This is a genomic window from uncultured Citricoccus sp., assembly GCF_937871995.1.
Taxonomy (GTDB): Bacteria; Actinomycetota; Actinomycetes; order Actinomycetales; family Micrococcaceae; genus Citricoccus.
In genome coordinates this window covers 59,375-73,821 of record NZ_CALMQR010000129.1, presented here as the reverse complement: position 1 = coordinate 73,821, position 14,447 = coordinate 59,375, and the positions used below count along the sequence as shown (strand labels likewise).

11 protein-coding genes are annotated in these 14,447 nt (G+C 74.1%); 5 read left to right on the top strand and 6 right to left on the bottom strand.

The features are described from left to right. Position 1: 1 nt before the first annotated feature. From Q0283_RS14575 to Q0283_RS14550, 6 genes are read right to left on the bottom strand one after another with little or no spacing between them, the layout of a single operon-like run. Positions 2-2,386 carry a glycoside hydrolase family 65 protein gene (locus tag Q0283_RS14575; RefSeq protein WP_298045301.1) on the bottom strand — a complete coding sequence of 795 codons (2,385 nt, stop codon included), beginning with the start codon at positions 2,384-2,386 and terminating at the stop codon, positions 2-4. A 36-nt stretch (positions 2,387-2,422) separates the two neighbouring features. Continuing rightward, positions 2,423-3,733, bottom strand: coding sequence for a DUF58 domain-containing protein (locus tag Q0283_RS14570; protein ID WP_298045298.1), 1,311 nt, complete (start codon positions 3,731-3,733; stop codon positions 2,423-2,425). Positions 3,734-3,745: 12 nt separating this feature from the next. Continuing rightward, complete coding sequence (locus Q0283_RS14565; protein ID WP_298045295.1) at positions 3,746-4,783, bottom strand: MoxR family ATPase; 1,038 nt, start codon at positions 4,781-4,783, stop codon at positions 3,746-3,748. Then, a complete protein-coding gene (locus Q0283_RS14560) occupies positions 4,780-6,093 on the bottom strand; it encodes a DUF4350 domain-containing protein (RefSeq protein WP_298045294.1) in 1,314 nt (437 codons plus the stop codon). The genes Q0283_RS14565 and Q0283_RS14560 overlap by 4 nt, the downstream gene beginning before the upstream one ends. Continuing rightward, a complete protein-coding gene (locus tag Q0283_RS14555) occupies positions 6,090-6,815 on the bottom strand; it encodes a DUF4129 domain-containing protein (RefSeq protein ID WP_183526873.1) in 726 nt (241 codons plus the stop codon). The genes Q0283_RS14560 and Q0283_RS14555 overlap by 4 nt, the downstream gene beginning before the upstream one ends. A gap of 20 nt (positions 6,816-6,835) precedes the next feature. Beyond that, positions 6,836-8,146 (bottom strand): hypothetical protein, encoded by a 1,311-nt coding sequence (locus Q0283_RS14550; protein WP_183526870.1) that lies wholly within the window; start codon positions 8,144-8,146, stop codon positions 6,836-6,838. A gap of 234 nt (positions 8,147-8,380) precedes the next feature. Between Q0283_RS14550 and mtrA the strand changes: the two genes are divergently transcribed. The 5 genes from mtrA to raiA all read left to right on the top strand — a co-directional run bounded on the left by mtrA (position 8,381) and on the right by raiA (position 14,409). Further along, complete coding sequence (gene mtrA, locus Q0283_RS14545; RefSeq protein WP_010144502.1) at positions 8,381-9,058, top strand: MtrAB system response regulator MtrA; 678 nt, start codon at positions 8,381-8,383, stop codon at positions 9,056-9,058. Between the two features lies 1 nt (position 9,059). Further along, the gene (gene mtrB, locus Q0283_RS14540; RefSeq protein WP_255459450.1) at positions 9,060-10,832 is read left to right on the top strand and encodes an MtrAB system histidine kinase MtrB; all 1,773 of its coding nucleotides are present in this window, start codon (positions 9,060-9,062) and stop codon (positions 10,830-10,832) included. After that, positions 10,829-12,580, top strand: coding sequence for an LpqB family beta-propeller domain-containing protein (locus Q0283_RS14535; protein ID WP_298045291.1), 1,752 nt, complete (start codon positions 10,829-10,831; stop codon positions 12,578-12,580). Before mtrB ends, Q0283_RS14535 begins: the two co-directional genes overlap by 4 nt. Positions 12,581-12,689: 109 nt before the next feature. Next, the gene (locus Q0283_RS14530; protein ID WP_183526864.1) at positions 12,690-13,565 is read left to right on the top strand and encodes a ComF family protein; all 876 of its coding nucleotides are present in this window, start codon (positions 12,690-12,692) and stop codon (positions 13,563-13,565) included. Between the two features lie 163 nt (positions 13,566-13,728). Beyond that, positions 13,729-14,409 (top strand): ribosome hibernation-promoting factor, HPF/YfiA family, encoded by a 681-nt coding sequence (gene raiA / locus Q0283_RS14525; protein ID WP_183526861.1) that lies wholly within the window; start codon positions 13,729-13,731, stop codon positions 14,407-14,409. Positions 14,410-14,447 lie beyond the last annotated feature (38 nt).

Below are 14,447 nucleotides of genomic sequence, written 5' to 3'. Positions count from 1 at the left end.
CTCAGGCCGTCGGCGCCCGGCCCGGCGGCTGGACCGGCACGGGAAGCAGGGGCTCGTCCACCGTCAGGGGCACGGTGACCGGGCGGTCCGGTTCCACGGTGACCTCGGCCCCGTCGACGATCACCGGCAGCGGGCCGGCGTCGGCGGAGGGGCCGGCGTCATCATGACCGGCGCCCTGCAGGGCGAGGGTGGTGCCCTCCGGGGTGACCTCGACCCGCAGTCGCCGGCCCCGGAAGCGGAACCGGAAGCACAACCGGCCCAGCCGCGCCGGCAGGCGCGGGGCGAGCCGCAACTCGTCCCCGTCCACGTGCAGGCCCCCGAGCCCGGACACCAGCGCCAGCCACGCCCCGGCCAGGGAGGCCAGGTGCAGCCCCTGGTGGGTGTCGTCCTGCAGGTCGCGCAGGTCCACGAGCGCGGCCTCGCGCAGGTACGCGACCGCCAGGTCCAGGTGGCCCACCCGGGCACAGGCCACGGACTGCACCGCCGCGGACAGGGAGGAGTCCCGCACGGTCCGCCGCTCGTAGTAGTCCACGTTGCGGGCGGCCTGCTCGGCGGTGAACTCCTCGGGGCACCACCACAGGGCCTGGACGAGGTCCGCCTGCTTGACCACCTGGTGCCGGTAGAGGGTCAGGTAGTGCGTGTGCTCCTGGAGCGGTTCCGGTCCGGGGTCCTCCTCGAAGTCCCACTCCCGGTAGGTCGTGAACCCCTCGTTGGCCGGATGCACGCCGAGCGCGGCGTCGTAGGGCACGTGCAAGGCCGCGGCCAGCGCGAGCCAGCGTCGCGGCTCGTCGTCGGCCACGCCGAGCCGCCGGGCGTCCTGCGCGTGCGCGGCGCAGGCACCGGCCGCGGCGCGCAGGTTCCACCGGGCCATCAGGACGGTGAACACGTTGTCGTCCACCACTCCGGTGTACTCGTCCGGACCGGTCAGTCCCAGCAGGTGGGCCGCACCGCCGTGGTCGTGGTGGGCCAGCCCCGTCCACAGCCGGGCGCTCTCGACCAGCACGTCCACGCCCCCGATCTCCGTCAGGGGCCTGCCGGTGGAATCGGCCCAGAACCGGAAGGAGCGGGCGATGTCCGCGTTGAGGTGCATGGCCGCCGTGGACGCCGGCCAGTAGGCCGAGGTCTCCCGGCCGCTGATGGTGCGCCAGGGGAACGCGGCACCGGGAAGGTCCAGCGCGCGGGCGCGCTCGCGGGCCCGGTCCAGTCCGGACGCGCGCCACCGCAGCAACCGGGCCGCGTCCCGGGGCCGCAGCAGCGTCAGGACCGGCATCAGGAAGCCGTCGATGTCCCAGAACGTGTGCCCGCTGTATCCGGAACCGGTCAGTCCCTTGGCCCCGACCGGCGCGTCGTGGACGCCGGCCGCGGCCTGGAGCACCTGGAACAGGGCGAACCGCAGGGCGTCCTGCAACTCGGGATCGCCGTCGACCTCGATGTCCGCGTCCTCCCAGTACACGTCCAGCACCTCGCGCTGGTCCGCGACCAGCCCCGGCCACCCGCGGTCCACCGCCTCGGCGAGCGCGGCCCGGGCCAGGTCGAGCTGGTCCGCGCCGGGATCCCGGCCGGACCAGGCGTGCGCGGTGACCTTGACCAGCTCCAGGGTCTCCCCGGCCGCCAGCTCGGCCACGATCGTGGTGGTCACCCGGTCCTCGTCGCCGTCCGTGGACACCGCGCTCTCCGGCACGGCAGCCGTGCCGGGCAGCCGCACGGCATGGTCCACGGCCGCGGCGACCCTGATCCGGCTGCTGCGGGTGCGGTGCACGAGGTGGCCCCCCGTCCGGTGCCGGCCGTCGGCCAGGGCCTCGAAGGGCCGCCCGAGGACCTCACCCACCCTGGGATCGGGGTTGTCGACCTGCGGCGGGATCCCGTTGACCACCAGGTCGGAGGTCACGATCACCCGGGCGGGGCCGTCGACCGCCTCGAGCCGCCAGCGCGTGGCCGTCACGCAGCGATGGGCCAGCGAGACCAGCCGGGTCGAGCGCAACCGCATCCGCCGCCCGCCGGGGGTGGTCCACTCCGTCCGGCGCTCCAGGGTGCCGGCCCGCAGGTCCAGGACCCGCTCGTGGTCCTCCGGCGGGGTCTCGCGCACGTCGAGGGCCGCCCCGTCCACCTGGACGCGGATCGCGGCACCGTCGGCCACCCCGATGATGGCCTCCCCGCGCTCGGGGGCCCCATAACCGCCCTCCGGATAGGCCAGCGGATGGTGCTCGTGGACCCCGGACAGGAAGGTGCCGCGGGAGACGCTCGGCTGCGTCTCCTCCAGCGCGCCGCGCAGGCCGATGTGGCCGTTGCCCAGGGCGAAGACGGACTCGGCCACGCCCAGGGCCTCCAGGTCCAGGCCGGTCTCGCGGACCTGCCAGGGGCCGATCGTGAAGGAGGGAGTCGCCATGGACTCACCGTACGGGATGACCGGCGGCCGGACGGTTCAGAGCCTCCCCGCGGCCTTGAGCCGCAGGTAGGCGTCGGCCAGGGCGGGAGGGAGCCGGTGGGGTGGCTCGTCCACCACCTCGACGCCGAGCAGGTTCAGCTCCCGGGCCGCGGCCCGCCGCTCCAGCAGCGCTCGCTCGGCGGCCGCCGCGCGGAACGCCGTCTCGACGTCATGCCGGTCCCGGGCCAGCGCCGACAGCCCCGGATCGGCGACGGAGGCGACGACCACCTGGTGGCGGGCGGTCAGGGCCGGCAGCACGGGCAGCAGCCCTTCCTGCAGGGCGGCGGTGTCCAGGTCCGTCAGCAGCACCACGAGTGAGCGCTGCCGGGCGACGGCGGCCACCTCCACGGGCACCCGCGACCAGTCGGCGGCGAGCAGCGTGGGCTGCACCGGGGCCAGGGCGGTGACCATCCGGTGCAGCAGGCTGCCCTTCTCGGTCGAGGACACGCGCGCACGCACCCGGCGGTCCACGGCCACCAGCTCGACCCGGTCCCCACCGGCCGAGGCCAGGGCCGCCAGCAGCAGGGAGGCCTCGATGCCGGTGTCCAGCTTGGGCTCGTCGTCCACGCGCGCGGCCGAGGTCCGCGAGGTGTCCAGCACGATCACCACCCGCCGGTCCCGCTCCGGCCGCCACGTCCGCACCACCACGTCCCGCCGGCGGGCGGTGGCCCGCCAGTCGATCGAGCGGACGTCGTCCCCGCGGACGTAGTCCCGCAGGGAGTCGAACTCCGTGCCCCCGCCCCGGGTCTGGACGGCGGCACGGCCGTCCATCTCGCGCAGGCGGGCCAGCCGGGAGGGCAGGTGGCGCCGGGACCGGAACGGGGGCAGGACGGAGATCTGCCCGGGCACCGGGTGGGTCACCTGACGGGCCGCCACGCCCAGCGGCCCCCAGGACCGGACCGTCACCGAGGCGCTGCGCAGCGTGCCCCGGCGCCGCGGGGCCAGGGTGGTGACCACCCGGCGTCGTTCCCCGGCGGGCACGTCCAGGTCCACCGCCGCGTCCGCGCGACCGGACGCCGCGAGCTGGCCCGCGGAGGGCTGCCAGGCATCGCGCACGGAGCCGCGCAGCCTGCGCCCGCCGGTCTGGGTGATGAGCAGGGCGTTCTGCACCGGTGCGTCCAGGCGGGTGGAGGCGGGCAGGTCACGGGCGATCAGCACCCCGCGCGGGGAGGCGGCGAGCACCAGGTCCGTCCCGGCCACCAGCACCAGGGCGAGCAGGCACCAGCCCACGGTGTCCATCCCGGGCCGCAGCACCACGGGGAGGAGCAGCGCGAGGGCCAGAGCGAGGAGACGGCCGGAGAGCACCATGGCGGCGGGGCCTCAGCGGGGCACGGGGACGGTGGCCAGCAGGCCGGAGAGCACCTGGTCGGCCGAGACGCCGTCCAGCTCCGCCTCCGGGCGCAGGGAGACGCGGTGCCGCAGGCACGGCAGGGTCATGGCCTGGACGTCGTCCGGGGTGGTGAAGTCCCGGCCGTTCAGCCACGCCCACGCCCTCGCGGCGTGCAGCAGGGCGGTGGACCCGCGCGGTGAGACGCCCAGCTGGAACGACGGCGAGACACGGGTGGCCCGGGCCAGGTCGGTGACGTAGCCGATCACCCCGGGGCCGGACTGGACCCGGGCCACGGCGCGGCGGGCTGCCCGGACGGTGGCGGCACCGGCCACGGCGCGGATGCCGGCCGCGGCGAGGTCGGAGGCATCGAAGCCCTCGGCATGGCGGCGCAGGATCTCCACCTCGTCCTCGCGCCCGGGCAGGTCCATGGTCACCTTGAGCAGGAACCGGTCCAATTGGGCCTCCGGCAGCGGATACGTGCCCTCGTACTCCACCGGGTTCTGGGTCGCGGCCACCATGAACGGGTCCGGGAGGGCACGGGAGACGCCGTCCACGGAGACCTGCCGCTCGGCCATCGCCTCCAGCAGGGCGGCCTGCGTCTTGGGCGGGGTGCGGTTGATCTCATCCGCCAGCAGCAGGTTCGTGAACACCGGCCCGCGGCGGAACTCGAACTCCCCGGACCGGGTGTCATAGACCAGGGAGCCGGTCACGTCACCCGGCATGAGGTCAGGGGTGAACTGCACGCGATGGGTGTCCAGGGACAGGGCGGCGGACAGCGTCCGCACCAGCAGGGTCTTGGCCACCCCGGGCACTCCCTCCAGCAGCACGTGACCGTGGCAGAGCAACCCGATCAGCAGTCCGGTGACGGCCGGCTGCTGCCCGACGACGGCGCGCGAGACCTCCTGCCGGACCCGGTCGAGGCTCTCGCGCAGTTCGGCGTCGTCCGGCCGGTCCGGCCGGTCAGGCGAGTCCGGGCGGAACGGGTCGGCCGGCGGGGCCGGCTGCGGATCGGGGCGGGGGATGCTCATGGTGTCCTCGGGTCGGCGTCGGATGGTGCGTCGGTGGCGGTGTCTGTCGTGGGGGATGTCCTGCCCCGCGCCGTGCCCGCGGCCTGCAGGCTCCGGTGGACCTCGTCCTCGAGGTCCTGCAGGGCGGCGGCCGCGGCCACCAGGTCCCGGCCGGAGCCGACGTCGTCCACGTCCAGCGCGGAGCCGACCCGGCCGGCGTCCAGGCCGCTCACCCGGGACGCCGCCGCCACCACCGCCCCGATCGGGGCCGCGGGACCGAGGCGCAGGACCGAGGCCAGCCGCACGAGCGTGGCCGAGCGCAGGGCACGGGCCGCCGCCGCGTACTGACCGGACCGCTCGTACAGGCGGGCCCGGCCCACGGCCGTCTCCGAGGCCGGCACGATCACCGGCAGCGGCTCCACCGCCAGGGGGCCGTGCCGCCGTCCCCGCCACAACAGCAGCACGAACAGGCAGAGGACCAGCCACAGCCCGGCGGGGCGGACCCAGTCGGGAAGCAACCGGTCCAGGGTGGGCGGGCCGCCGTCCACCGGGACGTCCGCCAGGGAGGGCAGGTACCAGATGACGTCCGTGTCCCGGCCCAGGGTCCACAGGGACAGGACGGCGTGGCCCTCGTCCGCGGCGCCGGCGTTGGCCACCATGTCCCGGTGCCCCAGGACCACGGTGCCCTCGGCCGTGGTCACCACGGCGTGTGCGGCCCCGGACGGCCCCGCACCGGTGCCGGGGACCGGGAAACACCCCTGGCCGGACGGTCCGGTGCGATAGGACCGTCCCCCCGCGGACACGGACCGGGCCTCGAGCGCGGCGGGCCAGCGGCACTGCTGGCTGGCGGGCAGCGGGGCGCCCTCGGGGACGACACCGCCCTGGTTGACCCCGGGAGCCAGGCCCTGCAGGACGGTCAGCCCCGGTTCGACCAGCACCCGTCGCTCGGGGCCGACCGCCTCGGCGAACCGCTCCAGTCCCTCGGCGGGCAGGTGGCCGGCCGGGTCGTGGAACAGCACGGGGGCACCGGGGTGGTCGGCGGCCAGGGCCAGGGCCTCCGGCAGCGTGGCAACCGGATGGACCGCGATCCCGTGCTGGCCCAGGACGCGCGCGACGGCCCTGCCGCCCTCCGGACGCGCGGAGTCCGTGCCGAGGGGACGGCTACCGGGATCCTGGCGCAGGATCGAGGGCAGCGCGACGAGCACGAGCAGGGCGGCCAGGACGAACCAGATCCAGGCGGCACGCCACCAGCGGCGGACCGCCTGCCCGGTGTCCGGGACGGCGGGAGCGGTGTGGAGCGCTGCCGCCGGACGGGCGGGGGGAATCCTCATCGCGGTCCCCCCGGGGCGGGCGAGCCCCGTCCGGTGAGGGACGGCACGGTGCGGGTGGTGGGGGCGGCGTGGGTGGTGGGGGCGGACTCCAGTCGTGCGTCGAGCCGGCGGACGGACTCGGCCTGGGCGGCGGTGGCGGAGCGCTCACCGTAGACCACGGTGTCGAACACGGCGGCGGCACCGTGCAGGGCGTCGCGCTCGGCGGGGAAGGCCGCGGCAAGTGCGTGGGCGGCCTCGGTGGCCGTCCGGCCCGGACGGGCGTCCAGCACGGTGCGCACCTCGGCCTGGCGGACCAGGGCCCGGAACCAGGAGACGAGCGCCGCGTCCTGGTCCCCGGCGGCCAGCGCGGCGGCCGCGGCACGCCGGTGGTCCGCGGGGGTCGAGGAGTGCTCGGCCAGCACCACGGCGGCCCGTCGGGCCCGTGAGGAGGCGTTGGCCCGGGGCCGCACCAGGACCAGGACGAGCACGGCGACCCCGACGACGATCACCAGCAGCCCCCAGCCGGGCAGCGCCGGGACGCCACCGCCGAGGGAGTCGAGCCACTCCAGGACGCCGGCGGACACCTCTGCCAGCCAGTCCAGGACCGGGTTGGGCGCGGCCTCGGCGTACTCGCGGCCGGCCAGTTCCTCCTGCAGGAGCCGTCGGGCCGCGTCCCGGTCCGGCGGCCAGCCGTCCCGAACGGCGGGGGAGGACACGGCCAGCACCGTCGGGACCGGCGGCATGGTGAGCGGGGCCAGCGGGATCAGGCCGGCCCGGGGGTCCCGGTCGGACGGTGGCGGCCGGGGACCAGGTCCTCGGTGCCGGCCGCCGCCTGGACGTCGCGCACGGTGCTGAACCGCTCATCGTCGGCCGCGCCGGCCCGGTCGGCCGCCGCGGCCAGGTCCAGGTCGAAGCTCTCGTGCCGGATCCGGTAGTCCACGTACAGCAGGGCGGTGACGCAGGAGAGGAACGCGCGGGTGACGGCGTTGACCAGCGCGGTGACGACGAGGGTCACCAGCATCCAGACCCGGGCGGACTCGAGGGCCTGCTGGACGGAGCCGGGCTCCAGGAAGGGATCGCCCAGGCCGCCGATCAGGGACAGCGGCGTGGTGATCACGGAGGAGATGACGCCGACGATGACCGACACCAGCAGCACGATGCCGAAGGTCCGCCACCAGTGCCCGCGGGTCAGGGACCAGGAGCGGCCGACGGCGCGGAACGGCGCGTGCTGCTCCACCGCGACGGCCGCCGGTGCCAGCAGGACCTTGACGTAGAGCCACACCCAGACGACCGCCAGCCCGAGCGAGAGGACGACCAGCAGGATGCCCATCACGGCGGTCGTCGTCGTGTCCCCGGCGGCGGCGCCGGCCACGAGGACGAAGAGGAGTCCCAGGAAGACGACCATGGTCACGGCACCGGCCAGCAGGTACAACCCGCCCAGCCCCGCCAGCGACCAGGCCTGCCGGCCGGTCAGGCGCCACGCCTGGCCCAGGGAGGTCCTCAGTCCGGCGGCGGCGCGCAGGACGACGACCGACAGCACGCCCTGCGCGATGATCCCCGTGAACAGGGTCACCAGGGCGGCGAGCAGGAGGACGCCCAGGGAACCGAGGAGCTGGCCGAGGTACGGACTCGCGAGGGGATCGCCCGCGAACGGGTCCTGACCGGACTCCTCCAGCATGACCAGCTCGAACGCGGCGTCGAGGAAGGACATGGCGGCCAGGGCGGACAGGATGATCTCGAGCAGCGCCACGATCAGGGCGGTCCCGAGGACGGCCGCGGCGTTGCGCCGGATCGTGGAGAAGGCGCCGCCGAGGATGTCGCCCAGGGCCAGCGGGATCAGCGGGATGGTCCCGGGCCGGCGGGACGGGACGCCGTAGCCCGACTGCTGGGGGTAGCCGTAGGGGGAGTGGTCCACGGGCCGGCCGTAGGGATCGTGGGCGGGCGGTTGGGGCCGTCCGTAGGGGTCGTACCCGGGGCCCGGTGCCGGAGCACCCCAGCCGGACGGCTGGTCCGGGCCGTACGGGCCGGGCCGGCCCCGGTGGTCGTCGTCGCGTGGCTGGTGCTGGTGGTCCACCGGAAGGTCCCCTCGTGAATGGTCCTGGGCCGTGCCCTGGCACGGCCGGCGGGGCAACGCGGAGAACCACGGCACGCCCCGGTCAGCACCGACTATATCGGCCGTCGACCCACTGGTCGGATAGGGTGGGACAGATGGCCGACCGGGCCGGTCCTGTGGGCCACCGTGAGGCTCCGGCGGTCGCGCAGAGCGGCCCGTCCGGGTGAGGACGTGAGGCAGGGGAGGAAGTATCCGGTGAAGGCCAGAATCCTGGTGGTCGACGACGACGAGGCGCTGTCGGAGATGATCGGCATCGTGCTGCGCAATGACGGGTTCGAGCCGACCTTCTGTGCGGACGGCGCCCAGGCGCTGGACATGTTCCGCTCCACCCGGCCGGACCTGGTCCTGCTGGACCTGATGCTGCCCGGCATGGACGGGATCGAGGTGTGCAAGGCGATCCGCGGCGAGTCGGACACCCCCATCGTGATGCTCACCGCCAAGTCCGACACCTCGGACGTGGTGCGCGGCCTCGAGGCCGGTGCGGACGACTACGTGCCCAAGCCCTTCAAGCCCGCCGAGCTCGTGGCCCGGGTCCGGGCGCGGTTGCGCGAGGGCGAGCAGCGCGCGCCGGAGACGCTGAAGATCGCGGACCTGAGCATCGACGTGGCGGGCCACCAGGTGACCCGCGGGGACTCCTCGATCCCGCTGACCCCGCTGGAGTTCGACCTGCTGGTCGCGCTGGCCCGCAAGCCCTGGCAGGTCTTCACCCGCGAGATGCTGCTGGAAGAGGTCTGGGGCTACCGGCACCAGGCGGACACCCGCCTGGTGAACGTGCACGTCCAGCGGTTGCGCTCCAAGGTGGAGAAGGACCCGGAGAACCCCCAGGTCGTCCTGACCGTCCGCGGCGTGGGGTACAAGGCAGGCCAGGCCTGAGTTGACCGAGGGCCCGGCGTCCGTCCCTGAGCAGGCGGAAGCAGACAGTTCTGGCCTCGGGTCTCGGGCCCGCGACGCGGCCGGCACGGTCCGGCGCGCCGTCCACCGCCGGTGGGCCGCCTCGCTGCAGCTGCGCACGGTGGTCATCACCGCGGTGCTGACCATGGTCTCGGCCGCCGTGCTGGCGCTGTTCCTGACCCAGCAGATCACCTCGGGCCTGTTCCAGTCCCGTTTCGACCAGGTGGAGGCGGAGTCGAATCGCGGCCTGAGCACGGCGCGCTCGATCTTCGGCAACAGCGTCTCCTCGGACCCGGACGACACCGTCCAGCTGGTCGAGGACACCCTGAACTCCCTCGCCGGACAGACCGGCGCCACGGTGGGCCGGGACCTGCTGCTGATCCCGATCGAGCAGTCGCAGAACCTGTACGTGGGGACCCGGACCACGAACAACCTGGACGCCGGCGTCATCCCGGAGGCGCTCGCCCAGGCCGTCCAGGACGGGACGGGGACGTACTGGCAGTCGATCTCGTTGCCGGACTCCGGTGGCGGCACCAATCCCGGCCTGGCGTTCGGCACCCGGGTGACCCTTCCCCCTGGGAACGTCTATGCCCTGTACATGGTCTACGACCTCTCCAGCGTGCAGCAGACCCTGGACTACCTGATGCGCGTGCTGGTCGTGGCCGGCGCGATGCTGGTGATGATGAACTCGCTGATCGCGGTCTACGTCACCCGGTCCGTGGTGCGCCCCGTGAGCCAGGCGGCACTGACCGCCGAGTCGCTGTCCTCCGGGGACCTCAGCGTCCGCATGCCGGTCCACGGCGAGGACGAGATGGCGCGGCTGGGGACGTCCTTCAACCGGATGGCGGACAACATCCAGGACCAGATCACGCAGCTGGCGGAACTGTCCCAGATCCAGCAGCGCTTCGTCTCGGACGTCTCGCACGAGCTGCGCACCCCGCTGACCACGGTGCGCATGGCCGCCGAGGTCCTGTACGACTCGCGCGAGGACTTCGACCCCGTCAACCGGCGCTCCACGGAACTGCTCTACCACCAGGTGGAGCGCTTCCAGGCGCTGCTGGCGGACCTGCTGGAGATCACCCGCTTCGACGCCGGGGCCGCCACCGTGGCCGCGGAGAGGACCGACCTGCTGCACCTCGCCGCGGACGTGGTCCTGACGGCCCAGCCGCTGGCCAGCAAGGCGGACACCGAGGTGTTCCTGGTGCCCAGCGGCACCGACGTGACCGCCGAGGTGGACCCCCGGCGCATCGAGCGGATCGTGCGGAACCTCATCAACAACGCGATCGAGCACGGGGAGGGACGACCGGTGGACGTCATCCTCGGATCGGACGAGGACTCGGTGGCCATCATCGTGCGGGACCACGGCATCGGGATGTCCGCCGAACAGGCCTCGCGCGTCTTCGACCGGTTCTGGCGGGCGGACCCGGCCCGGGCCCGGACCACCGGCGGATCCGGGCTGGGCCTGTCCATCGCCACCGAGGACACCCGGCTGCACCACGGCCGGCTCGACGCCTGGGGAGAACCGGGCGAGGGATCCGCCTTCCGGCTGACCATCCCGCGGCGCAGCGGTGATGCGGTGGGCGAGGGCTCGCCCCTGCAGTTGCCGCCGGTGTACACCGAGGACCAGCGGCGCCGGCCCACGGACATCGAGAGCACGGAACCGGCGGGCACGGCCGGCCTGGTCCTGCCGGACCGTGTCCACGAACAGGCACTGGTCCGGCGCCCGCCCGAGACGCCGACCGAGGAGGTGCGGTGAACGTGACGCGGATGACCCGGCGGGTGGCGCCCCGGAACCCCGGCCACCCGGTGCGGTGGCGGTGGCTGGTCCTGGTCGTGGCCGGGCTGCTCGTCCTCAGTGGCTGCGCCCGGTTGCCGCAGGGCGGTCCCGTGGGCACCTCGGAGCCCCTGGCCGGGAACGACAACCAGGTCAACTACACCTTCACTCCCGCGGGGCCGTCCGACGGGGACAGCCCGGAGGAGATCATCCGCGGTTTCCTCACCGCCGGCACCGGGGTCCAGGACGACTACGCCACGGCCCGCGAGTTCCTCACCGAGGACGCGGCCGCCGCGTGGCAGCCGAATGCCCGGACGCTGGTCTACACCTCCGAACCGACGCTCGTCCCCTCGGCCACGGACAACGTGTTCACCGTGCAGATGGAGGTCGAGTCGGTGGTGGACGATCGGGGCATCATGAGCCGCATGCCCGCGAACACCACCGAGGCGGCGGAGTTCGAGGTGACCGAGGAGGACGGACAGTGGCGGATCACCCGGGCGCCGGCCGGCGTCGTGCTGGAGACCACCCAGTTCCGGGCCCTGTTCGGCTCGCACGAGCTCTACTTCTACGACCAGTCGTACCAGTACGCCGTGCCGGACGTGCGCTGGTTCCTGAACCGTCCCGGCACCGCCGCGGACATCGTCGACGCCCTGCTCGACGGGCCGGCACCGTACCTGGAGGGAGCGGTGCGCACCGCGTTCCAGTCCGGGTCCGAGCTCGCCCGCCCCTCCGTGCCGATCAGCGGCGGTGCGGCCAAGGTCGACTTCACCCAGCAGACCTTCGAGGGCACCGACGCACTGACCCGTCACCGGATGCAGCAGCAGCTCGAGCTCACCCTCGGCGGTCTCAACAACGTCTCCACCGTGGAGCTGTCCGTCGACCTCGACCCCATCGACCTCGGTCCGACCCCGGACGGTTTCGTCACCGCGCGCGTCAACCCCAGCGTGGGGTCCACCCAGGTGGCCGTGGCCGACGGGCAGCTGGTCTACTACGAGGGTGATGCCGCCGTCCCGGTCGGTGGCCTCCGGACCGACGCCGGCGAGCCGCCCGCACTGCCGGCCATGAGCCTGGACGGCACCCGGTTCGCGTTCCTCAACCCCGACCGCGACCAGATGCGCACCGCGGACACGGACGGCTCCCAACGACTGGTCCTGCAGGGGAGCGACCTCACCCGGCCCAGCTTCGACCTCTCCGGCTGGGTCTGGACCGTCGACCACGCCCAGGGCACCCGCGTGATGGCCATCGACGCCGGCACGGGGGGCGCCGGGGACGAGGCCACGCGGGAGATCAGCGCTGAGTGGATCGGAGACCGGGAGGTCTCGGCGCTGAGGATCTCGCGGGACGGCACGCGTGCGGCCATCGTGGCGGGTGAGGGGGGATCCAACCACCTCTACCTCGCCGGGGTCATCCGCGACTCCGAGGGCGTGCCGCGCGGACTGGGTGCCCCGGTGCGGCTCGAGCCGACCGTCCCGATCACCGAGGTCACCTGGCTCTCCGACCAGGAACTCGTGGTGGCCTCCACCAGTCCCAACGAGCCGGTGGAGGCACAGGTGGTCGGTTTCGACGGGTCCCTGCGGACCCTCAAGCCCCTGCTCGGCATGACCGGCCTCTCGACCGGGCCGGCGGACAACCCGATCTACGCCGAGACCGCAGAGGCCGTCCACGCCCTCGCGGGGTCCACGTGGCGGTCCCAGGCGGGAGTGGCCGAGGACCTGGCCTTCCCGGGCTGATCCTCCGGGGCGGTCCGCCTCACTCCACACGTGCCCGGTCGGCGGGGCGTCGTCCACCACCGGCGTCCGCGCCTGCCTGCTGGGCGGACGGGGGCGGCAGGATGGCGCCATGAACCCGTGGTCCCGTTCCCTCGCTCACGGACTGGACCGGCTGGTCCGGACGCCGGCCGTCCGGACGGTCGGGTACGCCGCGAGGGAACTGGCCGGACTGCTGCTGCCGGTGGAGTGCACCGTGTGCGGTGTCCGGGACGGTGCCGTCTGCCCCGTGTGCTCCGAGCAGCTGGCCGGCTCGGTACTGCACCCGTTCCGGGCCGAACGGGACGCCGCCGCGTTGCCGCTGGTGTCCGTGGATCCCGACGCCGGAACGGTTCCGCTGGCGGTGGTGGCCGCGGGCCGGTACGGCGGCCCCCTGGCGCGGGCGTTGCTGGGGTTCAAGGACCACGGCCGCACGCCGGTCGGCCGGCACCTGCGCCCGGCGGTGCACCGGGCGCTGACCGCCGTCCCCTCGCTGCTGGGTGATCAGGCACCGTGCGGGCCCGGGGTACCGTGGACGGCACCGGCCCTGCTGGTCCCGGTCCCGGGGAGCGCGGCCGGTTTCCGGCGGCGGGGATACGACCCGGTGGCCGAGCTGCTGACCGGTCCCCTCCCCGCAGGCTGGGAACTGGCGCCCGGCCTGCTGCGCCCGGCCCGTGGACGCGCCGGCGCGCGGGCGCGCGGACGACCGGGGCGGACCGCCAGCCATGCCGGGACGGCCTCCACCCTGCGCCGCCACCGCAACGCCGGGCGGTTCCGCGCGACCGGCCGGGCCCCTCGGGTCCAGGGGCGCACCGTGGTGCTGTTCGACGACGTGATGACCACCGGCTCCACCCTCGCCGCCGCCTGGCACGCCCTGGACGGGCTGGGCGTGAGACCCGCCGCGGCGGTGGTCCTGGCCGCCGTCACGGCACCCGGATCCGGGCCCGCTGAGGGACTTAACTCCGAGTGAAGAACCGACTAGGCTGAGTGTGCGGGACCCGGGAGGGAACCGCCAGAGGCGGCAGGAAGGAGGAGTTCTTCCCGCCGCCGATGTGCATTAAGGGGCCGGTCGGTACCCCGGCCCCCGGTGCCACACCACTGTTCGGATGGCCGCGAGGCCCTAGGAGGACATCATGACCATGGACGTCAGCTACGTTGCCCGCAACGTGTCGATCCCGGACCGGTTCCGGGACTACGCCCAGGAGAAGTTCAGCAAGATCGAGCAGCTCGCGCAGCGTGCTCAACGGCTGGAGATCAAGGTCACCAAGCAGTCCAACCACCGCCATTCGGGCCATAACCTGACCGTTGAACTGACGGTGCAGGGCAAGGGCAAGGTCATCCGGGCCGAGGCCCAGTCCGATGACAAGTTCGCGGCCTTCGACCTGGCGTTCGGCAAGCTCCTGGAGCGCCTGCGGAGGCTCCGCGACCGGCAGAAGGACCGGCAGCACCAGCGAGTGTCCGTCGCCGACGCGACGGCGGCCCTGCCCGTGATCGATGCGGAGCGGTCGCTCGTGGACCAGGTCAGGGCGGAGCAGGCAGCGCAGGAGGACGTCCAGGGCGAGAAGAACGGCGAGGCCCCCGTGACGATCCGCAAGAAGGTCTTCCCCGCCCAGCCGATGACCGTCCACGACGCCGTGGACGCCATGGAGATGGTCGGCCACGACTTCTACCTGTTCGTCGACGAGGAGTCCGGACGGCCCTCGGCGATCTACCGGCGCAAGGGCTGGTCGTACGGCGTCATCGCCCTGGACGCGGAGCATCCGGACGCCGAACCCCGCGAGGAGGAGATCGGCTACCGGGCGGCCGCCGTCTGAGACCCCGCGAACCCCTGAGGGCAGTGCCCGCCCCGGCC